We start from the raw sequence: 22947 nt of genomic DNA, 5'->3' as shown, positions 1-22947 counted from the left end.
AACGATCAAGTTAACGAATTATTTAAATACACCAGCAACTCTAGAAAAGACTTTTCTTTGTTTTTGACCAGTGACTAATTGACGTTTAAAGCTGTAATAAGAACCTAAGAGTGGAATAAGGGCGGCTACCCAAGCCAGTGGGTTAGACAAACCAACACCAACAAAGCCAAGTGAACGGGATAACAGAAGAACTGCGCCAACACGAGCGACTAATTCAAACAGTCCAGCCATTGTAGGAGCCGTGCTTTTTCCTAGTCCTTGAAGCGTATAACGGTGGACAATCAGTGTAGATAAGAAGATATAAAATGTCGAGTTAGTTAAGAAATACAAACGAGCCATTTCTAGAATCTCAGGATTATCTGCACCAACGAACAACATCGTTAACTGACGTCCAAAGAGGACAAGAATAGCACCGACTACAATACTGTAAACAAGAGAGACTTTCATTACTTTTTGAACGCCTTCCCATACACGGTCCATCTTACCAGCGCCAAAGTTTTGTGCTGAATAAGTGGCCATAGTCACACCCAAAGCCATCAATGGTTTAGTTGCTAATGCATCGATTTTTTGAGCGGCTGTCGTTGCTGCAACAGCATCTGGTCCAAGAGTATTCAAGGCCATGGTTACAGCAATCATACCAATCGCAATAAGAGAGGTCTGGAAGCCCATTGGAAACGCAATAGCTGAGTGTTCTTTAATTTGTTTGAAGCCAGCTGACCAATCTTCTTTGTGAATACGAAATAGCGGTACATTTTTCTTAATATAGTACACACCAATCAGACCTGAAATGACTTGTGCAATAATGGTTGCAAAAGCTGCTCCGCCTACACCCCAATCAAAGACTAAGATAAACACCAAGTCCAAAATAACGTTCAAAACGGAGGCGATAGCTAAGAAAACAAGGGGAGCACGGGTATTACCGATTGCTCTTAATAAGTTCGATACTAAGTTAAATAAAACCACACCGCTCATACCCATAAAGGAAACAACTAAATATTGGTAAGCATAGTCATATAATTCAACAGGTGTGTTCATAAATCTTAAGATGTGGCCAGCAAAGGCAACAGCAAGGACAGTTAAGATAAGACTGACAGTACCAGCAATGATCACACTGGCTGCTAGGTTTTCTCGAATGGCTTGTTCATCTTTTTTACCGAAACGCTGAGCAGTGATTACGGCTAGGCCGGATGTTAACCCGATGGCTAATCCTAAAATCAACACGTTGATACTGTTTGTTGAGCCGACTGCTGCAAAAGCATCGACGCCGATTGTCTGACTGATAATATACGTATCTGCCATCAAATATAATTGCTGTAATAAGTTTCCTAGTACTAAAGGAAGGGTAAAGAGTGTAATAAGTTTTAGTGGACTACCTTTTGTCATATCTTGATTCATAAATATATTCCTCCATATTTCTTTCATCTGTTTAATTTTCATAAATGTCTTGGTTTTATATGTTTTCAGTGGTTTTCAACTTTTGAGCCTTTGAATAGTATAGGCCTCACAGAATATAATGCAAGGACTTATTGTGATTCTTTATGACAAATATTTGAACATCGAGAAGGAGGAAGAACGAATGCGATTGCAGTGCTCGGTTTGCTTTAAAAAGTCCTTTGACAGCCATAGTTGTTAATAAAAAGTGAACACACCTGTCTCATACTGATGAGACAAAAAAAGCCCCTGACCTTAACTGAATAAGGCAGGAGCTTCAAAAAAATTATTTTAGTTTAATAGTAGAAGGTTCCAAGGTAGATGGATTATCTTCTTCGTCGATAGTGACTTGCATTCTTCCGGACAAGCTACGTTTAGTCGAACGGTAAGCGATCACTAGAGGAACAAAAGCAGCAAACCAGGCGAGTGGGTTAGCGATAACTGCACCTAAAAAACCTATTCGTGAAGCCAAGAATAAAGCCGCACCGACTCGAGCGAGTAATTCACCAATACCAGCAACCGTTGGCGCCAAACTGTTTCCAAGACCTTGTAAGGTATGTCTAACCACAAAGAGAACAGCCAAGATGGCATACAAGGACGAATTAGTTAAGAAGTAATGTTGAATCATTTGGAAGACTTCTGGAGACGCATCGGCTCCAACAAAGAAAGTTGCAAAGGTTCTTCCAAAGAAAATTAAAATGACTCCAATTACAAGGCTGTAAGCGACACTCATTTTCAAGGCTTGATTCACACCATACCAGACACGATTTAATTTACGAGCGCCGTAGTTTTGAGCAGCATAGGTAGACATCGTCACACCAAATGACTGTAAAGGAAGCATAGCAATCGAATCAATTTTTTGTGAGGCAGTGTAAGCAGCGACAGCAGTTGCGCCTAATCGGTTCAACGTAATAGTAATGGCAACCGATCCGATGGCGATAATGGAATACTGAAAGCCGTACGGCAAGCCAATACGCAAATGCTCTTTAAATTCAGCAGCGTTCAGTTTCCAATCGTCTTTATAAATGCGAATCATAGGCACTTTCTTCCATATAAACCACAAACATAATATACTAGACGTAACTTGAGACGCAATCGTTGCGTAAGCAGCGCCTTGAATACCCATATCAAACCCTAAGATAAAAACATAATCTAAAGTGATATTTAAAATAGAGGTCACGATCAAAAAGTAAAGAGGCGTTTTACTGTCACCCAAGGCTCTTAGGACATTGGCCAAGTAGTTAAATAATATAACAGCACCAATCCCTCTGAAAATGACGCTAATATAATCATACGCATATTGATACGTTTCATCAGGTGTTTGCATGATAGTTAAAATTTCATGGGTAAAGGTTGTCGTAATAAAAGTCAATAACGAAGCAACGATAACCGTAATGATTAAGCCGGTAGCTAAACTCTTGCGTAAGGCTTCCTCGTCTTTCCCACCAAACCGTTGGGCGGTAATAACGGACAGACCAGCCGTAATCCCAATAGCGAGTCCTAAAATTAAAAATTGAAGACTGTTTGTGGAACCAATGGCTGAGAACGCACGCAAGCCGATGGTCTGACTGACAATAAAAGCGTCAGCCATCTGGTATAATTGTTGAAACAAGTTTCCTATTAATAAGGGAATGGTAAAGCCGAGAATTAATTTAATTGGGCTTCCTTGGGTCATATCTTTTTTCATGTCATCTTCCTCCTACACCCGTACAGTATGACAATCGTTCAGAGTGTCTTTTTAGACGTTTCATTTAAATAGTGAGCTTACATTTTATTAGAAAGCAATCGATACCAAGTTATTATAAACATAAATAATTTAAATACAATAGAAGAAACTCATTTTATATAAAAAAAATTCAGGCGGTTCATAATGATCAGCGCATCGGTCTACCTATTCATCTGACGGGAGTTGTATTTAAAAGATGCAAGAGAATAAACGGGCGAATGAGGCGTAACATAAAGGAGATAAAGCTTGACTTTTATGCTCTTTCTAGTAACGTAATAAAGAAAGCGACTAGGCACAATTGCATATTATGAAAGATAGGTGACCACAATGAACCGTTACATAACAGACACAATTAAAAGTGACAGTCTTAAAGCGTTAAAGAAAATCGTCAACATTCCTTCTATTAACTCAACGAAAGAAGACGAGCGAGCGTTCCCACCTTTTGGTAAAGGGATAGATTCTGCATTAAAAGAAATGCTGAGTATATGTGATAAACTAGGGATGGACACGTTTTATGATCCGGAAGGCTACTATGGTTACGCTGATTACGGAGAAGGAGATGAAATGGTCGGGGTCTTATGCCATTTGGATGTGGTTCCTGAAGGAGACAGAGAAAAGTGGAAATCTGACCCCTTTACTGCAACAGAACGAGACGGGGCGGTCTACGGCAGAGGCACGCAAGATGATAAAGGGCCGACTATCGCTGCTCTTTATGCCTTTAAAGCGGTCGCTGATGCAGGAGAAACATTTGGTAAAAAAATCCGCTTCATTTTTGGAACAGACGAAGAAACCTTGTGGCGCTGCATGGACATGTACAAAAGTCACGAAAAACTTCCCGATATTGGCTTTGTTCCGGATGGAGTGTTTCCTCTAGTTTATGCCGAAAAAGGCTTGCTACAAATCAAAATGACAGGCCCTGGTGCGACTAAAGTAGAAGCACACTGTGGAGAATCACCTAACGTCGTTCCTGATACTGCAGAATACTGTGGAGCTGGAGACATAACAGAATTGTCAGCACGCTTTAAAGCCTTATCTATTCCACACACAGTAAAGGAAGATAAGATTATCGTTCACGGCAAAAGTGCCCACTCGAGTGTAGCAGGCGATGGGAAAAATGCTATTGCTCTTTTAGCAAAAGGCTTAGTCGGGCTGCAGCCCCATCCAGCGGTATCGTTTATTGCTGAAAAAATAGGCTTTGAAACTAATGGAGAAAGTTTATTTGGAGAAGTCATTGAAGACCGTTCAGGGAAGCTGACATTAAACGTAGGAAAACTGGAAATCAAACCTAGTTTTTCAGAAATTGTATTGGATATTCGTATCCCAGTCACTCACGATAAAGATGAATTGATGGGCACATTGAAAGAAGCGGCAGCCGTATATGGCTTTGATTGCCAGGTTTTTGACTATTTGCCAGCCCTTCACGTTCCTATTGAAAGCCCACTTGTTCAAACCTTGTGGAAAGTGTACCGTGATAAAACAGAAGACTCAACAGAACCCAAAATTACTGGTGGAGCAACCTATGCTCGAGCGATGCCCAATATGGTAGCATTTGGCGCCCATTTCCCCAATAGCAAAAGCCTAGCCCATATGGAAAATGAACACATCACCTTAACAGATTTTTATAATGCTATGGATATCTACGCTGAAGCGATTTACCGCTTGTGTTGTCAGTAGAATCATAACTAGGAGTCAGATAAATTCGACTGACTACTCCCTATTCACCTTAATTATTGAAAGAGTAGAGGCAAACAGGCAACGTGGTAACCTAACTGTGAACAAACGGAGGGAATGTATTTGGAAAAAGAGCATGTTATAGGTATTCTAGGCGGAATGGGTCCCGAAGCGACCGCATCGCTGTATTTGAAAATTATATCGGCGACAGAAGCAAGTAAGGACCAAGACCATTTCCATACCATTATAGACAGTAATTCAAAAATTCCCGATAGAACTCAAGCCATTTTGTATGGTGGCCCCTCTCCGGTGGACGAGATGATCCGGACAGCACAAAATTTAGAACGAGCGGGTGCGACGATTATGGTTATGCCTTGTATCACTGCTCATTATTTTTATGAGGAGATTCAAGCATCCATCGGCATTCCCATCTTTCACGTATTAAAAGGCGTTCGTGACTACATTGATACCTATTACCCTAATAGTAAAAAAGTAGGCGTCTTGTCAACAACAGCAACGAGAGAATCAGGCTTATTTCAAAAGGCATTGAAAACGAATAGAGTCGTATTTCCTGATGATGACAGCCAAGAAAATAAAGTCATGGCTGCTATTTTTGGAGAAGATGGCATCAAACAAGGTCATACTGATGGCCGTACGAAAGAATTGTTGAAAGAAGTTGCTGGGATTTTAATTGAGGAGCAAGGTTGTGAGTTAATCGTCGTAGGCTGTACGGAAGTCGAACTAGCTCTCAAACCCGAAGATCTATCCGTTCCTTTCATTGATCCTATGCAAATTGCTGCAGACTATTTGACAAAACGATAAAGACGGAATTGAGTATGACCTATCAATAAAATTTAAGCTGAACGAGGAGCATTAGCTACCATGTTCAGTTTTTTTGATAAAAAGAAAGATACGACTTGACATTTGATGATTACAAGTGTAAACTTTAAATAGAAGTAATGTTTACAGGTGTAAACGACAAGGAGGTCTACAATTTATGAACGACAAACACATATCTCCGGCCGAGCGAGAGGTGATGCGTGTGGTTTGGTCGACGCATCCTATCACAAGCAAAGATATTTTTGAAGTACTAAAAGATAAAACGGAGTGGAAAATGGCGACAACGAAAACATTAATTGGACGCCTAGTAAAAAAAGGTGTGCTCACAACGGAAGCAGTGGGTAGACGGTTTGAATACTCGCCAGCAGTCACAGAAGAAGAAACTATTAAAGAGTCTTCCAATGATTTGTTGAATCAAATATGCACTAAAAAAGTTGGCGAAACCATCTACATGATGCTTGAAGACAGTACGGTAAGTGTGGATGATCTCAAAGCCCTTGAGCGATTAATCCAAAAGAAAAAGCAGACGGCGCCAAAGGTTGTTGCCTGCGATTGTGTAATCGGTCAGTGTACGTGTGAATAGTAAGGAGGAATGAAGAAATGAGTAAAGACAAGCATTCACCCCATAACCATCACCCACAAGAAAATGGACATCACACCCATCATAAGATGGAAGAAGCCAGTCATGAGCACCATGTCGGTCATAATTATCATGACGAACAAATAGAAGAAGGCACACACGACCATGCTCATCATCACGGTGGGCATGGGGATCATGATCACCATCATCATGGAAACTTCAAAGAGATATTTTTGAAATCCTTACCGCTAGGGATTATTATTTTATTGCTATCGCCAATGATGGGTATCGATTTGCCCTTTCAATTTACCTTTATGTATTCTGATATCTTGGTAGTTATCTTATCGAGTATCTTGTTTATATACGGTGGAAAACCCTTTTACATGGGAGCTATCAATGAGTTTAAAGAAAAGGCCCCAGGTATGATGGCCTTAGTCACTCTAGGTATCTCTGTTTCTTATTTTTATAGTGTGTATGCAGTCATTGCAAGGTATACGACTGGTGAACACGTGATGGACTTCTTCTTTGAGTTCGGTTCTCTAATATTAATCATGCTTTTGGGTCACTGGATTGAAATGAAAGCAGTCGGCGAAGCGGGAGATGCACAGAAATCTTTAGCTGAATTAGTCCCTAAAGACGCTGATGTTGTCTTGGATGATGATACCATTGACTCTCGTCCGGTTTCCGATTTACAAGTCGGCGATATTATACGCGTGCAAGCTGGAGAAAACATTTCGGCTGACGGCGTGATTCAAAGAGGGCAGTCAAGAGTAAACGAATCTCTTTTGACTGGAGAATCAAAGCCAGTTGAGAAGACCGTTGGGGATCAAGTCATTGGTGGATCAACAAATAACGAGGGTGTCTTATACATTGAAGTAAAAGAAACCGGTGATTCATCCTTTATCTCACAAGTGCAAACATTGATTAGCCAAGCACAAGGTCAACCCTCTCGAGCGGAAAATCTTGCACACAAAGTAGCGAGCGCCTTGTTTTACATTGCAATCATTTCAGCGCTACTAGCCTTTATTGTATGGATAATCTCAGTCGATGTCCCAACTGCTGTTATTTTTGCAGTTACAACATTAGTTATCGCTTGTCCACATGCATTAGGGTTGGCTATTCCTCTTGTTGTCGCACGCAGTACCAGCTTAGGTGCAAGTCGAGGACTGTTAGTCAAAGACCGTGAAGCTTTGGAATTAGCAACAAAAGCAGATGTGATGATTTTAGATAAAACAGGCACATTGACTACAGGGGAGTTTAAAGTATTAAACGGAGACAGTTTAAGTAGTGAGTACAGCAAAAACGAGGTGCTTGCTTTAATGGCTGGCATTGAAGGTGGATCAAGTCACCCTATTGCTCAATCGATTATAGGTTATGCTGATCAAAAAGGTGTGAAACCAGTCCGTTTCAATTCCATTGAGGTCGTATCTGGTGCTGGGGTTAAAGGTGAAGCAAATGGGCATCACTATGAATTAATTAGTCAAAAAGCATTCGGTAAACCAGTTGATTATGATAGTCCAGTTGGAGCAACCGTTAGTTTTCTTGTTGAAGAAGGAGAAGCTATTGGAGCCGTTGCTTTAGGTGATGAATTGAAAGAAACAAGTAAAGGTTTAATGGATGTACTCAAAGCAAATGGAATAGAACCCATTATGGCAACGGGAGATAACGAGAAAGCTGCGCAAAGTGTCGCAGAAGAATTGGGTGTTAAATACGTTGCAAACCAATCACCGCAAGATAAGTACGACCTTGTTGAATCACTGAAAAATGAAGGGAAAACAGTTATTATGGTTGGTGATGGTGTAAATGATGCACCATCCCTTGCTTTGGCGGACGTTGGTGTAGCAATTGGTGCAGGCACTCAAGTCGCTCTTGATTCAGCGGATGTCATTTTAACCCAATCTGATCCGGGCGACATTGAATCCTTTATTGAATTAGCCAATAAAACAACCAGTAAAATGAAACAAAACCTAGCTTGGGGAGCGGGATATAACTTTCTCGCTATACCTATTGCTGCAGGCGTGTTAGCACCTATTGGCATTACCTTGAGCCCCGCTGTCGGTGCAATTCTTATGTCTCTTTCCACAGTGATTGTTGCGATTAATGCGATGACCTTGAGATTGCAAGGAAAATAAATACTATAATTTAAGAGACATTACCTGTCTATGAGGAGGAATACATGTGACTACCAAAACTTATCCAATTGAAGGCATGACGTGTGCGGCGTGTGCTTCCACGGTTGAAAAAACAGCCAGAAAAGTATCTGGTGTATTAGAAGCTTCAGTCAACTTGGCTTCGGAAAAATTAAATCTTGAAGTGGAAACGGGCTTTGATCCTGACGTATTGCAAAGACAAATCGATGCGAGTGGGTATACGGTCGTCATGCCTCAATTCGTTAAAAAAACCTTTTATATAGAAGGGATGACATGTGCATCTTGTTCTGCGACGGTGGAAAAAGTAACTGGCAGGCTAGAAGGTGTGGAAATGGCTTCAGTGAACCTAGCTGCAGAAAAAATGACTGTTTCGTATAATCCCGTTCAGTTATCCGTTAGAGAAATCACCGATGCAGTAAATAAATCAGGTTACAAAGCGATACCTCAAAATGAAGAGCAAGAGGAAGTCACCTCTCCTGATGAAGTAGAAACAGAATCAAAAGAAGAGGTCCTAAAAAAACGAACAATACTCTCTGCTTTATTCACCATTCCTTTGATGTATGTGTCCATGGGTCCAATGATCGGCTTACCATTGCCTGCAATCGTTGATCACATGCACAATCCCGCTCTGTTTGCTTTATTGCAGTTAATCTTGACCATTCCGGTTGTTTGGTCAGGACGAGAGTACTTCAAGCAAGGCTTTAAAACCTTATCAAAAGGGCACCCTAATATGAACTCATTGATTTCTTTAGGTGTATGGGCTGCTTTTGTTTATAGTTTAGCAGCGACTTACGCTATTCTTTTTAATGGCGCAGATTTGGCGATGATGCTATATTACGAAACATCAGCGGTTATCCTCGCTTTTCATACTTTAGGGAAATACTTGGAAGAACGATCTAAGGGAAGAATGTCTGAAGCCATTCAGAAATTAATGGACTTAGCGCCTAAAACTGCGCGAGTCATTCATAATGGTGAGGAAGAAGAAGTCGACGTCGAGCAAGTCTCTCCTGGGGATATTATCAGAGTGCGTCCGGGTGAAAAGATGCCAGTCGATGGGGTTATTATGACCGGTCGAACAGCAGTCGATGAGTCGATGCTGACAGGTGAAAGTATGCCAGTTGAAAAAGCAGAAGGCGATACGATTATTGGTGCCAGCATGAATAAAAACGGGTCAATTGATTACCGAGCAACGAAAGTGGGTAAAGACACGACGCTCTCTCAAATCATTAAGCTCGTTGAAGAGGCTCAAGGATCAAAAGCACCGATTGCTAAATTAGCTGATATTATTACAGGCTACTTTGTTCCTGTCGTCATGGCCTTGGCTTTGTTATCAGGGCTAGTTTGGTTCTTTGTCGGACAAGGCTTTGTTTTCTCATTAACCATCGCTATTTCTATCCTGGTTATCGCTTGTCCGTGTGCGCTTGGACTAGCGACGCCAACAGCCATTATGGTAGGAACTGGTAAAGGTGCCGAACACGGTGTCCTTATTAAAAGTGGTGGGGCGTTGGAGACAATTCACAGTGTAGATACCATTGTATTTGATAAAACGGGGACGTTAACTGAAGGTAAACCCGTTGTTACAGATATTGTTTTGAATGAAGAGTCCACTTATAATGAAGACATGATTCTTAAGCTAGCGGCTTCTGCTGAAACAGGAAGTGAGCACCCACTTGGGGAAGCTATTGTTAAAGAGGCGAAAGACCAATCGATTGAAACGGTTGATGCACTAGACTTTGAGGCTATTCCAGGACGTGGATTGAAAGCAGTCGTAGACGGTCAGACGGTTTATTTTGGAAATAAACAATTAATGTCTGAACAAGCCATTCCAACAGGGCAATTACCCAAGCAAGCAGACCGCTTGGCGGATGAAGGCAAGACGCCGATGTATTTAGCGATTGACGGAAAAGCTGAAGCTGTTATCGCTGTTGCAGATACTTTAAAAGACAATAGTGTGGCAACGATTCAAGCTTTACAGGCTCGCGGTATTCAAGTAGCGATGATTACTGGTGACAATGAACGAACCGCACAAGCTGTTGCAAAATTAGCCGGAATAGACCGTGTATTAAGTGACGTTTTACCAGAAGACAAGGCCAATGAAGTAAAAAAATTGCAAGAAGAAGGTAAAAAAGTAGCGATGGTCGGTGATGGGATTAATGATGCGCCGGCTCTTGCTCAAGCGGATATTGGGATTGCTATCGGATCCGGTACAGATGTCGCTGTTGAGTCAGCTGACGTGGTGTTAATGAGAGATGACGTCAAAGAAGTATTAACAGCTATCGAATTAAGTGAAGACACGCTGAAAAATATAAAACAAAACTTGTTCTGGGCCTTTGCCTATAATATCGTTGGTATTCCGATTGCGATGGGCTTACTTTATATCTTTGGCGGACCACTCTTAAGTCCTGTCTTTGCTGCAGCGGCTATGAGTTTCAGCTCTGTGTCTGTATTAGCAAATGCGCTTAGACTAAAAGGGTTTTCTCCATCATCGGCTAAAGATGTTGCCGATAAAAACATTGCAATAGAACAAGCATACTAAAATGAGGAGTGTTAAAGGATGGAATATGTAGTAAAAGTAAACGGAATGAGCTGTAACGGTTGCGCTAATTCAGTGAAAGCAGCCTTATCTAAAATGGAAGGCATCACACAAGTAGAGGTTCGCTTAGATGATAAAGAAGCAGTTATGCAATCTAATCAAGCTATCACTCAAGACCAAGTAGAAAATGCATTGGCAGATACGAGTTATACTGTAGAAACTTTTTCAAACTAACTACTTTTGCACTCCGTGATGATACAAACATCGCGGGGTGTTTTTTAAGGTTTATTTTTGAGAACCGTTACAAAAATTAAAAGGAATCAAACATAAAAGCTTACAGATACTTAAAAATAGTGTATCATTAAAAAAAGTAGTCAATTTATTAAACTAGAAGAAGGTGAGCTAATGAAGAAAGGAACGGCATACGTCCCATTTAATGTCAATTTGTCCCCTATAAAAAAGATGGCGATGATTCATTTTCATAAACACCCGGATACAGAATACGAGGCTTTGGAATTTCATTATATCAATGGAGAACCATACGGCGAAGGGTATCGGGTATTAGCATGGAGAACAGATGGTTATAGAGATTCATACATTCAACAGTCCCTTAACTTTCCAGAAGACGAACAAGTGCTAACTGTTGGCGGTAAAGGCTTAAAAGAGCGACACACCGTTGAATTTGAGACAGTTTATTTCGATCAAGACGATGGCGGGTTAACAGCCGGATTTACCTTTACAGATAAATTAAACCGACGCATTGTACTGGAAGTGGATGAGAAAATAGAGCAGAATAGTAAATCATTGACGTGGCTCCCATCCGTTGGGAACCGGATTGAACACCCTCATTCACTGCCACTGTTTTTCTTATATGATTTTGATTTTGCACGAAAAAGAAACACAGATATTCATCTGTCTATAGATGGAGAGGAAAGACAAGTCGATCCATTTGCCTTCCCTAAAGACTTTAAATCTCGTCACTATGTCGAGTTCTCGAACGAATCCGTTGTATTAAGCTTTAATCCATCAGGCAGAAGACAATTGATGAAAGTTGATATAGATGAGAAAGGTATTGCTCAAGTGGGCGATATGACTTATTTTTATGAATATTCAAATGACTTACATCACTTAAAACGCATCACTGTTGAGCATGAGAAGCATCCAGTGGATATTACTTTCTCCCCAGCTTTCCCGAATCATAAGGAAGTGATGGAGGCGAGACCATTCTATGGTGAATTTGAGATTCGACCGTCTGGTGAAGCGGGTTCGTTGATAGGGAAATACAACGTTGTCTATCAACGAGGAAAAGCAGTCATTAACTTATCATTTCCAGATTCTTGGAATACGCCAAAAGGAGCTAACTACGAGAAGATTATTAACAGTGTCACTCCTAATATTAAATCGTGGTATAAAACGTATCACTGTACTCAAGTAGTTGAATTAGAAACGATGGAATCAGACGTGAAATGGAAGCGAGTCACGGAAGATAATCGATCAAGCTATTAACTAGTTTTTATTTACGGGCCATCTCAAACTGGTCCGTATTTTTTATAGCTTATTCAGGGTTGATTCGACGAAGACAGAGATTAAACGAGCTGTTTGTCGTACAATAGAGAGCGAATTCAACGAAGTCAAACAATAAAAGGGTAATCCACCTTATAATAGAAGCCAGAAAGAACATGTGCGACTAGTGCGATGTCGCACTAGTCAGTTATAATGAAGAAAGTATTCAGTAGATTGAAAGGAGACAGAAGATGAAGGTACTTGTAACGGGCTTTGATCCTTTTGGAGGAGAGAATGTGAACCCAGCTTTTGAAGCGACAAAAGGGTTAAGAGATAAGATTGACGGCGCATCTATTGTGACAGCTGAAGTACCAACCGTTTTTCATAAATCAGCGGAGTGGTTGAACGAATTAATAAATAAAGAAAATCCAGATGTGATTGTATGCGTGGGCCAGGCAGGTGGTCGATTTGGCATCACACCCGAACGCGTCGCTATTAACGTTGACGATGCTCGTATAGCAGATAATGAGGGTCATAACCCAATAGATGAAGCTATTCAGCCAGATGGGCCAGCTGCTTATTTCAGTTCACTACCGATTAAAGCGATGGTGAAACGAATGAAGGAAAAAGGTATCCCTTCCAGCATATCCAATACAGCAGGAACCTATGTCTGTAATCACTTGATGTATCAACTCCTTTATATGATAGAAAATGATTTTCCTGAAAAAACAGGCGGATTTATTCATGTGCCTTTCATTCCAGAACAAGTCTTAGACAAAGGGAATTACCCGTCCATGAGTCTAAACGATATCACGACGGGTCTTGAAGCTTGTATAGAAGCGATTGTTGAATACGACGGAAAAGGCGATCTCAAAGAAACGGGCGGGACCACACATTAGAAAATAAAAAAAGAGGCTAGGACAAAAAAGTCCCGGCCTCTTATTCGTTTAATGATAATTATTCAGTTAATCCATCTGTCCATTCAGAGACAATGTCTTGATTCTCGTCAACCCAATTGCGGGCAGCTTCTTTAGGATCGGTACCTTCATTAACAGCTAACATGATTTCTTCCATGTGGTCTGTTTCCCAGTAGAAGTTTTCTAAAACATGATAAGCTTCTGGTAAATCGTCTGCTAGACCTTTACGAGCAAATGTGTTGATTGTTTCAGCTTCACCGTAAATGCCTTCAGTATCTTCTAAATATTTCAAGTCGTATGACTGGAATTTCCAGTGAGGAGACCAACCTGTAATAACAATCTCATCTTCATTTTGAATAGCTTGAGTCAGTTGAGTCGTCATCGCACCAGAAGAAGATGTTTGAATATCCCAGTCACTTAGATTATCGTAAGTCTCGAGTGCATTTTCTGTCGCTGCAACAACACCAGCACCAGGTTCAATCCCAGTAACCACTTGTCCAGCTTCATCAGATAAATCGGCAATAGAATCAACGTCCATGTATGCTGGAACAACTAAGCCAACTTCGGCTCCTTCAAGGTTCACACCAAGGTGGTCCATTCTGTCACCGTAAGACTCTAGCTGAGCGTCATGCGTATTTGGTAACCAAGCAGAAACCATAGCGTCTGCTTCGCCTGAAGCAACAGCTTCCCACATAATCGCATTATCTAGTTGAGTAGTTGTTACGTCATAACCAATGTCTTCAAGAACAGCAGCAACCACATATGTTGAAGCAATTTCTGAATCCCATGCCACGTATGACAGAGTCACTTCGCCGCTAGCGATTTGTTCAGAGTCCGTATCACCCGTGTCTGCAGCGTTGTCGTCCGTTCCACATGCTGCTAAAAATAATGCTGAAGCAGATGCTGCGGTTAGTCCTAATTTTTTCCAATTCATTGTCAAAATAAATCTCTCCTCTTTTAAATTAATTTTTGTTAAATCCTTGCAAAATTCTGTCTAAAATAATCGCCAAAATAACTAGAGCAAAGCCGGATACGAAACCAGGTCCAATAGCGGCTCGTTGTAAAGCACTAATGACGTTCTCACCTAAACCAGGTGCACCGATCATTGATGCAATAACAACCATAGATAAGGCTAATAGTACAGTTTGGTTAATGCCTGCCATAATGGTTGATTTGGCTAAAGGCAGTTCCACTTTAAATAGTTTCTGAGAACTGGTACTACCAAATGACTCAGACGCTTCAACCATTTCTTCAGGAACTTGGCGAATCCCTAAGTTAGTAAACCGAACAGTAGGTGGTAGAGCGAATATAACTGCCGATAAGACGCCCGGAACCATACCGATTCCAAAGAAGGCAACGGCTGGTATCAGGTAGACGAAAGCAGGCATTGTCTGCATAAAGTCTAAAGCGGGAGACAATACAATGTTTGCGAACTTGCTTTTTGCCATCCATATGCCCAGAGGCACTCCTATAATAATGGATAACAAGCTGGCTACAATCACTAGGGACAAGGTATACATTAACGGCTCCCATAAGCCTTGGTTATAAATGTATAGCAGACCAACTAATGAAAAAGTAGGCAGTCCCCATTTTTTGCCACTCGCATAAAAAGCTAAAGCGACAAGAATAATGATGAATAACACAGGAGGGATTATTGCCAGAAAATCTGACAACCCATCCATGATCCAAGATCCACCCTCACGAATCGACCCGAATAACCAAGATAAATTTTGAGTTAACCAGTTAATGAAGTTAGTCATCCATTGGGAAACAGGAAGGCGGGGAATGTTGTCTAAAATACTAGCGTACATCAATCGATTCCTCCTCTCTGTCTTTTGCTAAAGCACCGATAATTAAGCTACGGATAATAATCCCTTCCAGCTTGTCGTTTTTGTCAACAACAGCCACTGGCGTTTGAGAATCTTGAATCACGTCGTATAACTCATTGACTAATGTCCCTTTTGATACTTTAGGAATATCGGTGTGAAGGATGCCTTCAAAATCGGTTTTCCCGTTTTGAACCGCTTCTAAGATTTCTTTATCAGTCACGTACCCTTTTAAAATTTGTTGATCATTAATGACCAACATACTTGATAAGCCTTCTGCTCTCATACGCTGTAAAGCAACACGTGGGCCACTTTTACCTTCTCTTAGGAATTGTGGACGCATCATAATGTTTTCCGCAGTTAAGACTTTCGATCGGTCAACGTCTTCAACAAAGCGCTCGACGTACTCGTTTGCCGGATTAGTTAAAATATCTTCACCTGTTCCGATTTGAACGACTTCTCCATCTTTCATAATAGCAATGCGGTCGCCTATACGAAGAGACTCGTTTAAGTCGTGAGTGATAAAGATAATCGTTTTGTTCATTGTTTCTTGCATTTGAAGTAACTCGTCTTGCATATCGCGACGAATCAGTGGGTCTAGTGCTGAGAATGATTCATCCATCAGCAAAATTTCAGGGTCATTTGCCAATGCACGAGCTAAACCAACACGTTGCTGCATCCCGCCCGACAATTGATTCGGGTATTGATCTTTATAAGGAAGCAAGCCAGCGTTTTCTAACGCAATTTCTGCTTTTTTCTGTCTCTCTTCTTTAGCGACGCCTTGTACTTCCAATCCATACTCAGTGTTTTCTAAAATAGTACGGTGTGGAAACAGACCGAAGTTTTGAAACACCATCGATATTTTTTCTCGACGTACACGGCGCAACGCCTCTTTATCCATGTCTGAAATGTCTTCGCCATCTATTAGAATATGTCCTTCAGTTGGTTCGATTAAACGATTCAACAAACGAACTAATGTTGATTTCCCACTTCCGGATAGACCCATAATAACGAAAATCTCACCTTGATTTACTTTAAAGCTGGCTTGGTTAACCCCAACGGTCGCACCAGTTTTTTCCAAAATGTCATTTTTGCTATGACCTTTTCGAACTAATTCCATTGCTTGGCGTTCTTTCTTACCAAACACTTTCACTAGATTTTGTACTTCTACTTTAGTAGTCAAAAATAAATTCCCTCCTTAAAATACAGTTACTATATCAATTAATTACTCTGTTCTCCTTATTTGAAAATAAGTGAAAACTTATCGTGGTAGCTTTTTAAGCACATCTACTACCCTAACAAAATAAAGGGGAGGTGTAAAATGTTTAGGCAATTTTAAAGACTGAAAATCAATTTGTTACCGGTTACGCCATTTGTTATGACGGTATTCTAAGAATTCACTAAGAATTTTTAAAAAAGTCAATGGATAAAAGTGAAGTCCCTTGTGCGCTTTGTTTGACATTAAAAAAACAGGTTTGTTAGGATTAAAAATCAAAGTGTGTAAAAGCAGCTACTTATTTGTTTATTAATTGATAAATAAGGACGATGGCACATATGGAGGATTATACCTTTATGAATTAAATGGAAGGAAGGTAAACATGAACAGACAATCAAGGAAAGGGTTACTGGCTATTTTCACTGTAGCTTTAGTTGTATTAAGTGGTTGTCAGCTATTTGGATCTGACAATGACGAAACGACCCTTGAACGTGTCCAAAGAGAAGGAGTAGTGACTGTAGGCTTTGCTAATGAACAGCCTTATGCTTATCAAAATGTAGATGGGGAATTAACCGGTTCAGCCGTCGAAGTGGCTAGACGTATTATGGAGAATTTGGGCGTTACAGAGATGGATGGGGTATTGACGGACTTTGCGTCTCTCATTCCAGGTCTTCAAGATGAACGCTTTGATATGGTGACAGCCGGAATGTTTATTACCCCTAGTCGAGCAGAGGCGGATCATATCCAGTTTGCCAACCCTGAATACACGATAGGGCAGGCTATTGCAGTAGAAGCAGGCAACCCGCTTGACTTGCATTCTTACGAAGACATTGCTGAAAATGATGAAGCGATTGTCGCTGTCCCCTCAGGAACGGTTGAATATGACTTCTTACTGGAAGTTGGTGTACCACAAGACCGTATCATCACTGTTCCGGATATGCCTTCAGCCATTGCAGCACTACAGGCAGGCCGAGCAGACGTCATAACAGCTACAGCTCCATCACTTCAATCAGTTTTGGATACGGCGGGTGATGAGTCACTCGAACGTGTTCAGGACTTTAGTCAGCCAGTTATAGACGGCGAAGAAGTGATCAATTACGGTGCGACTGTGTTTCGGGAAGCCGATCAAGATTTTATTGATGCCTTTAATCAGGAACTTGAGAACTTAAAAGAGTCTGGTGAATTGCTGGAAATTATTGAAGAGTTTGGCTTTACCGAAGAAGAGTTGCCAGGAGATGCAACGGTTGAGGATGCTTTATAGGCGGGCAGAAAAAGAAGGAGTGGGATAAGGAATGACATTTTGGGAAATCATTGTCTCAATGCTTGGCCAAGGACTATTCACCACCATTGTGACAACCATATTAGCAGCTATTTTAGCTCTCGTACTTGGTTTTGCTGGCGGTCTGATGAGGCTGTCGAACAATCGATTCGTTCGTTTTATTGTAGCGATTTATGTTGAAGTGTTTAGAGGGACCTCTTTATTGGTCCAATTGTTTTGGATTTATTTTGTTCTACCCATGTTTGGGATAACCATGTCGGCATTAACTGCAGCTGTTTTAGCTATTGGCTTAAACTACGGTGCCTATACATCAGAAGTTGTGAGAAGTGGGATTCAATCAGTAGATAAAGGGCAGACAGAAGCAAGTATTGCACTGAACTTCACCCCTGCTCAGCGCATGCGACGTATTATTATTCCACAAGCATTTATTATTATGTTACCAAACTTGGGAAATCAGTTAATCGAATTATTTAAAAGTACGTCTTTAGTGGCGTTAATCACGTTGACTGATTTAACATATCAAGCGAACGTGTTAAATGCCTCAACACTGCAAACAACAGAGATTTATACCGCTTTATTGGTGTTGTATTTCCTCATTGCATGGCCTTTAACCAAGGGTATTCAAATTTTGGAGCGTAAATTAACAGAAGGGAGGATGTAAGAGATGGTATGGGATTGGAGTTATGCATTTGATATATTACCCGAAATCGCCTCTGCCTTAAGTGTCACCATATCGGCAACCGTCGTCGGTTTTATTTTGGCACTTGTTTTGGGCCTCATTTGGACGCTGCTTATTAGGTCAACAAATAAAATCGTCCACCATGTAGCTAATGGCATTGTCCGTTTTATACGTAACACCCCTTTATTAGTACAGTTGTATTTCATCTTTTACGTCTTTCCGTCAATCGGTATTGCCCTTGATCCCTTTACTGCTGGTGTAATTGGTTTAGGAGTTCACTACAGTACCTACTTATCAGAAGTCTTTAGAAGTGGGATTGAATCGGTTGGACCGGGTCAATGGGAAGTGGCGACGGCTTTAAACTTTACCAAACGAAAAACGTGGACACGAATTATTTTACCGCAGGCGATTCCTCCGGTTATTCCTGTTATCGGAAATTATTTCATCACAATGTTTAAAGAGACACCTTTACTGTCGGCTATTACATTAGTAGAAATTCTACAGACCGCTCAAAATATAGGAGCCAGCACCTTCCGTTATACGGAACCCTTAACGATTGTTGGTGTATTATTCCTTGTATTGAGTTACCCGGCATCATTATTGATTCGTCGTCTAGAACTGAAAATAGCTGAACGGTATTAAGAGAGGAGAATAACTATGGCTGAACCCATTGTAAAATATAATAAAGTAACGAAGTATTTTGATGACCTTCAAGTACTGGATGAAATTGATTTTGAAATTCAACCAGGTGAAAAAGTTGCCTTAATTGGCCCCAGTGGCTCGGGTAAAACAACCTTTGCCCGTTTACTAATGATGTTAGAAGAAATCACAGATGGCACAATTGAGGTGGAAGGTGAGTACCTTTGGCACGAAAAAGATGACAAAGGTAATTTAAAACCTGCATCAAGTGAGCATCAACGGAAAGTCCGTTCAAATATTGGCATGGTCTTTCAACACTTCCATCTGTTTCCTCATATGACTGTGCTTCAAAATATTATTGAAGCGCCAGTCACTGTTCAAGGAAGAGATAAAAAAGAAGCGACTAAAGCAGGCAAAGATATGCTAGATAAAGTAGGTCTATTGGATAAAGCCGATGCTTACCCAGCTCAATTGTCTGGTGGGCAAAAACAACGGGTTGCTATCGCTAGAGCTTTAGTTATGCAGCCTAAAGTCTTGATTTTCGATGAACCCACTTCGGCACTGGACCCTGAACTAGTCGGTGAGGTATTAGAAGTGATTAAATCGATTGCCGACGAAGGTGAAGCATCCATGCTCTTAATTACTCATGAAATGGATTTTGCAAAAGAAGTGGCTGATCGCATTGCCTTCTTTGACGGAGGAAAAATTGTGGAAGACGGACCACCATCTGACATTCTGTACAACCCACAATCTGAACGATTGAAAGATTTCTTAGAGCGCTTTATGAATACGCAATAAGAATAAGAAAAACATGCCTTCGATCTCTTGGACACATAAGAGAATCGAGGGCCTTTTTTGACTTTATGTCAAATAGCGTTGGATAATATGAAACCGGTCAATAATGAGTGGGGTGTTAGGAAAACAGGTTTCTTTAACCGATTTGAACTCGTCTGCGACTTCGTGAGTATCGACCGACCAAACTGTTTTTTTATAATCAATAGGCTAATCTTTTACATCTTTATTTGCAGAGAGAGTTTATAAACGTAACGATCATAAGAACCGGTCGATAACTCATCTAAAATGATATCCTCAAAGACAAAATCACCCACCGCATACTGGTTTTCTGATGCGTAACGCAGTAATTGCTGGTGGCCGCTTTGAATAGCTTGGTCATCCCCCTGGAAATAACCGACTAGATAGTTGGCTTTTGGAATCGTGATGTTGCTTATAGTAGGATTTTGTACAACGGTATAAAGGTAACCCATGTAACTGGTCGACATGGTTTCAACTTCTGAAACAGGGACCATCAAGCCTTCCAACCAAGAGGATCGTTTCCCTAATTCATCTAGTTTGGCGTAATGTCTCTGAAAAGCATAATAATAGCGACGACTATCCAACACATTTTCCACTTTAGTCATTAATAGATTCTTCTCTATCTGCTTTTCAATATGATAGCGTGAGAAGTCGACAGTTAACGCTTGTCGAGTACTATTCTTTTTTTCTTCCATCATGTCATGCAGACCTTGTAACTTAACGATTTTTGTTTTTAATCGTTTCGTTTCTTCTTCTAATAAGTGGACAAATTTTTCAGGAGATCGAGAAGACAGGTAGCTCTGAATCTCATCCAGAGGCATGCCGATTTCTCTCAGAGCAGAAATAACCGCAAAGGTTTCAGCCTGCCCAATGGAATAGTATCTGTAACCATTGTCTTTTTTGAAAGCTGGACTAAAAATCCCCTTTTGATCGTAGAAAAACAGCGTGTGTTTTGATACCCCAACCAAATTTGCGAATTTACCAGTCGTTAAATAAGCAGGTTTTTTATTCAATGTTATCTTCTCCCTTGACTATAGAGTGACTCTATACTTTAGTATAGTTTATAGAGTTAAAGAAATAAAGGAGAAGGATTTTTATGACAAGAGAAACGAAAAAAACATTGATGACAGGAATGGCATTGTTCCTAGCCGGTGTGGTTTCTCTCTTTACAAAGGTAAATGATGATGGATTGTTCGCTTTTATACTATTGGCTTACGGAGCTTGGGAACTGGGAGAAGTCATCTCAGACTATTTCTGTAGTGACGTAGCTGAAGAAGAGGAAGAAGAGCGTTCCTCCAAAGATTTGATGAATGAGTTCAAACTAGATACCATACGGATTAGTATTCCTATGTTTTTAAGTATGCTTGTCGAGATTGTGATGATCGGTACAGGTTTTAGATTATTTACACTATTGGCATATGTCGTCACACTACTGATTTATATATTATTTATTGGCTTATTTGCTCTTTATGAGTATAAGCGGTTCTACGTCAAATAACGTTGGTTAAGAATAATAATCAATAAATATGAGAGTGAATACCACTGGGCTTATGCTGCCTTGGTATTCACTTTTTTCTTTTGATTTGTGCTAGCTTTTGCTGGCTTTAGGTTAACGTGGAGAATGATTCGGTTTTTATAGTTAAGGAAATTGCGATAGCCGTAGGCTACCCGATTGAGGACCTTTATTTTATTGTTAATGCCTTCTATCCTGCCGTTGTTATAAGGGTACTTAAAGGTGTTCTTAATAAACGTCAAATGCTTTCTTAACGTGTTCAAACTGGTTCTCATATAAGAGGACAGAGTCGAGGGATAGCTCTTCTCCAAAATAACCGTAAGTTGCTGATGATCATTGTCCTTAACTGCTTTAATAATCGATTGATAGACTCTATAAGTGTCTCGTAACTCTTCGTCATAATCTAACATATCGGACACGATAGCTGACTCTAGCCGTTGACCAAATAACTTATATGATTTATAAGTTGTATAGGATAACTCAGATTCTTTCTTAAGTAGTTTCTTCCAATAGTGTTTTAAACGCCTATATTTTTTCTGGTCTTCTTTATTGGAGGTATTAAATTGATTCATTACTTTGACTCTCGTTTTATTCATTGACCGGTTGACTAATTGGACGATATGGAAGCGATCAATAATGATATGCGCTTTTGGAAAGATGTCTGGAATAAAGCTGACATAACTAGCATTCATATCGACCGTGACCGTCTTAACTGATTTTCTTTGTTTCAAACTATAATTGGAAGTGAAATGATTTTTGACAAAGCGACTATCTTTAGCTGGCAAAATATCAAGAATATCTCCCGTTTGGGCATTGATGTATTCAAAGGCCATCCGCCCACTGGCGTATTTAAATTCGTCAAAAGATAGGTGTTTCGGTAGGAAATGATTGTGCGGTCGATAGCGCTTGGCTTCTTTAGTAATGACCCTTTGAACCGTTGTTTCAGAGACGTTAGTCTCTTTAGCGATGTCTTTGATGGAAGAGGCTTCAGCTGATTTAGTTAAAATATGGGCTTTGATATACGTCGAAATAAAACAGTTGGTTTTAACTACAGGGGTTTGAGCAGTAAACGATTCTTTACAAGCTTTGCACATAAAAATTGTTTTTTCAATCTTAAGAAGGTCGGTATAATCCCACTCAGTGGGAAAGTAATACGGGACGTTTGGGTTCCGTTTTTATAAACAATATAATTCTTATTCTCTATTTGGCATTTTCTGCATTTCTCAGGTGTATAACTTAGAGTGCAATCAATGTATTTACACTTTCTACCCTTGAAAGTACCGTAGGTAACACAATTATTTTTAAATATTATATTACTATCTTGAATATCGAGCACTTTTTGCATATCATTTGAAGTAGGCAAGTGAGTTCCTCCTTAGGTGATGTTTTCGTCGACTATTATTCTACAGGAGAACTCACTTGTTTTCTAATATAATCAAATAAAGAGCGTATAAGCGCCAAGACACCTTTTATACCTTTTTCAGAGAAAAATAAGATTCGACCATCCAACTGAAACAGTTTGGGTGGTTTTTTGTATTGATTCATTTAATATCACTAGTGTTGCATAAAACTTAGAATAAATGATTTTCATACATTGTTACTTTCATCACAAGTAGTTTTCGTTAAAATTT

Annotated in this window: 18 protein-coding genes and 1 pseudogene; 13 read left to right on the top strand and 6 right to left on the bottom strand. The window is 40.2% G+C overall.

All coding sequences use genetic code 11. The annotated features are described in order from the left end of the window. Positions 1-18: 18 nt before the first annotated feature. The gene (locus C3945_RS04055; RefSeq protein ID WP_161878412.1) at positions 19-1395 is read right to left on the bottom strand and encodes an MATE family efflux transporter; all 1377 of its coding nucleotides are present in this window, start codon (positions 1393-1395) and stop codon (positions 19-21) included. 322 nt (positions 1396-1717) lie between these two features. Next, complete coding sequence (locus C3945_RS04050; protein ID WP_161878411.1) at positions 1718-3118, bottom strand: MATE family efflux transporter; 1401 nt, start codon at positions 3116-3118, stop codon at positions 1718-1720. Positions 3119-3484: 366 nt separating this feature from the next. On the opposite strand from C3945_RS04050, the gene C3945_RS04045 reads away from it, so the two are divergent. From C3945_RS04045 to pcp, 8 genes are all read left to right on the top strand, one after another. After that, complete coding sequence (locus tag C3945_RS04045) at positions 3485-4831, top strand: Sapep family Mn(2+)-dependent dipeptidase (protein ID WP_161878410.1); 1347 nt, start codon at positions 3485-3487, stop codon at positions 4829-4831. A gap of 120 nt (positions 4832-4951) precedes the next feature. Beyond that, positions 4952-5650, top strand: coding sequence for an aspartate/glutamate racemase family protein (locus tag C3945_RS04040; RefSeq protein WP_202623287.1), 699 nt, complete (start codon positions 4952-4954; stop codon positions 5648-5650). A gap of 175 nt (positions 5651-5825) precedes the next feature. Next, complete coding sequence (locus C3945_RS04035) at positions 5826-6251, top strand: CopY/TcrY family copper transport repressor (RefSeq protein ID WP_161878408.1); 426 nt, start codon at positions 5826-5828, stop codon at positions 6249-6251. A 17-nt stretch (positions 6252-6268) separates the two neighbouring features. Further along, entirely contained in the window at positions 6269-8380 is a 2112-nt protein-coding gene (locus C3945_RS04030) for a heavy metal translocating P-type ATPase (protein ID WP_161878407.1), read from the top strand. A gap of 46 nt (positions 8381-8426) precedes the next feature. After that, entirely contained in the window at positions 8427-10934 is a 2508-nt protein-coding gene (locus tag C3945_RS04025) for a heavy metal translocating P-type ATPase (RefSeq protein WP_161878406.1), read from the top strand. Positions 10935-10952: 18 nt separating this feature from the next. Further along, positions 10953-11165, top strand: coding sequence for a heavy-metal-associated domain-containing protein (locus tag C3945_RS04020; protein ID WP_161878405.1), 213 nt, complete (start codon positions 10953-10955; stop codon positions 11163-11165). A gap of 171 nt (positions 11166-11336) precedes the next feature. Beyond that, a complete protein-coding gene (locus C3945_RS04015; protein ID WP_161878404.1) occupies positions 11337-12437 on the top strand; it encodes a hypothetical protein in 1101 nt (366 codons plus the stop codon). 248 nt (positions 12438-12685) lie between these two features. After that, a complete protein-coding gene (gene pcp, locus C3945_RS04010) occupies positions 12686-13333 on the top strand; it encodes a pyroglutamyl-peptidase I (RefSeq protein ID WP_161878403.1) in 648 nt (215 codons plus the stop codon). 58 nt (positions 13334-13391) lie between these two features. Here the strand turns inward: pcp and C3945_RS11930 are convergent. Together C3945_RS11930 and C3945_RS03995 are read right to left on the bottom strand one after the other, a co-directional pair. Beyond that, a pseudogene (locus C3945_RS11930) lies at positions 13392-15162 on the bottom strand (ABC transporter permease/substrate binding protein). Further along, entirely contained in the window at positions 15152-16297 is a 1146-nt protein-coding gene (locus tag C3945_RS03995) for a quaternary amine ABC transporter ATP-binding protein (protein WP_161878472.1), read from the bottom strand. The pseudogene C3945_RS11930 and the gene C3945_RS03995 overlap by 11 nt, the downstream one beginning before the upstream one ends. A 478-nt stretch (positions 16298-16775) precedes the next feature. On the opposite strand from C3945_RS03995, the gene ehuB reads away from it, so the two are divergent. Genes ehuB through ehuA form a run of 4 tightly spaced genes read left to right on the top strand, consistent with a single transcriptional unit; the run spans position 16776 to position 19788 of the window. Next, on the top strand, positions 16776-17654 hold the full coding sequence (ehuB, locus tag C3945_RS03990) for an ectoine/hydroxyectoine ABC transporter substrate-binding protein EhuB (RefSeq protein WP_161878402.1): 879 nt from the start codon (positions 16776-16778) through the stop codon (positions 17652-17654). Between the two features lie 31 nt (positions 17655-17685). Next, entirely contained in the window at positions 17686-18333 is a 648-nt protein-coding gene (ehuC, locus tag C3945_RS03985; RefSeq protein ID WP_161878401.1) for an ectoine/hydroxyectoine ABC transporter permease subunit EhuC, read from the top strand. A gap of 3 nt (positions 18334-18336) precedes the next feature. Further along, positions 18337-18993 carry an ectoine/hydroxyectoine ABC transporter permease subunit EhuD gene (gene ehuD / locus C3945_RS03980; RefSeq protein WP_161878400.1) on the top strand — a complete coding sequence of 219 codons (657 nt, stop codon included), beginning with the start codon at positions 18337-18339 and terminating at the stop codon, positions 18991-18993. Positions 18994-19008: 15 nt separating this feature from the next. Further along, the gene (ehuA, locus tag C3945_RS03975) at positions 19009-19788 is read left to right on the top strand and encodes an ectoine/hydroxyectoine ABC transporter ATP-binding protein EhuA (protein ID WP_161878399.1); all 780 of its coding nucleotides are present in this window, start codon (positions 19009-19011) and stop codon (positions 19786-19788) included. A gap of 212 nt (positions 19789-20000) precedes the next feature. On the opposite strand, the gene C3945_RS03965 is transcribed toward ehuA, so the two are convergent. Beyond that, the gene (locus C3945_RS03965; protein WP_161878398.1) at positions 20001-20816 is read right to left on the bottom strand and encodes a MerR family transcriptional regulator; all 816 of its coding nucleotides are present in this window, start codon (positions 20814-20816) and stop codon (positions 20001-20003) included. A gap of 83 nt (positions 20817-20899) precedes the next feature. Here C3945_RS03965 and C3945_RS03960 point away from each other — a divergent pair, with 83 nt between their 5' ends. Further along, entirely contained in the window at positions 20900-21301 is a 402-nt protein-coding gene (locus C3945_RS03960; protein WP_161878397.1) for a hypothetical protein, read from the top strand. A gap of 50 nt (positions 21302-21351) precedes the next feature. On the opposite strand, the gene C3945_RS03955 is transcribed toward C3945_RS03960, so the two are convergent. Continuing rightward, complete coding sequence (locus C3945_RS03955) at positions 21352-22410, bottom strand: ISL3 family transposase (RefSeq protein ID WP_237585466.1); 1059 nt, start codon at positions 22408-22410, stop codon at positions 21352-21354. Between the last annotated feature and the right edge of the window lie 537 nt (positions 22411-22947).

Source organism: Alkalibacterium sp. MB6 (assembly GCF_009935905.1).
GTDB lineage: Bacteria > Bacillota > Bacilli > Lactobacillales > Carnobacteriaceae_A > Alkalibacterium.
This window is presented reverse-complemented; position numbering and strand designations above follow the sequence as displayed.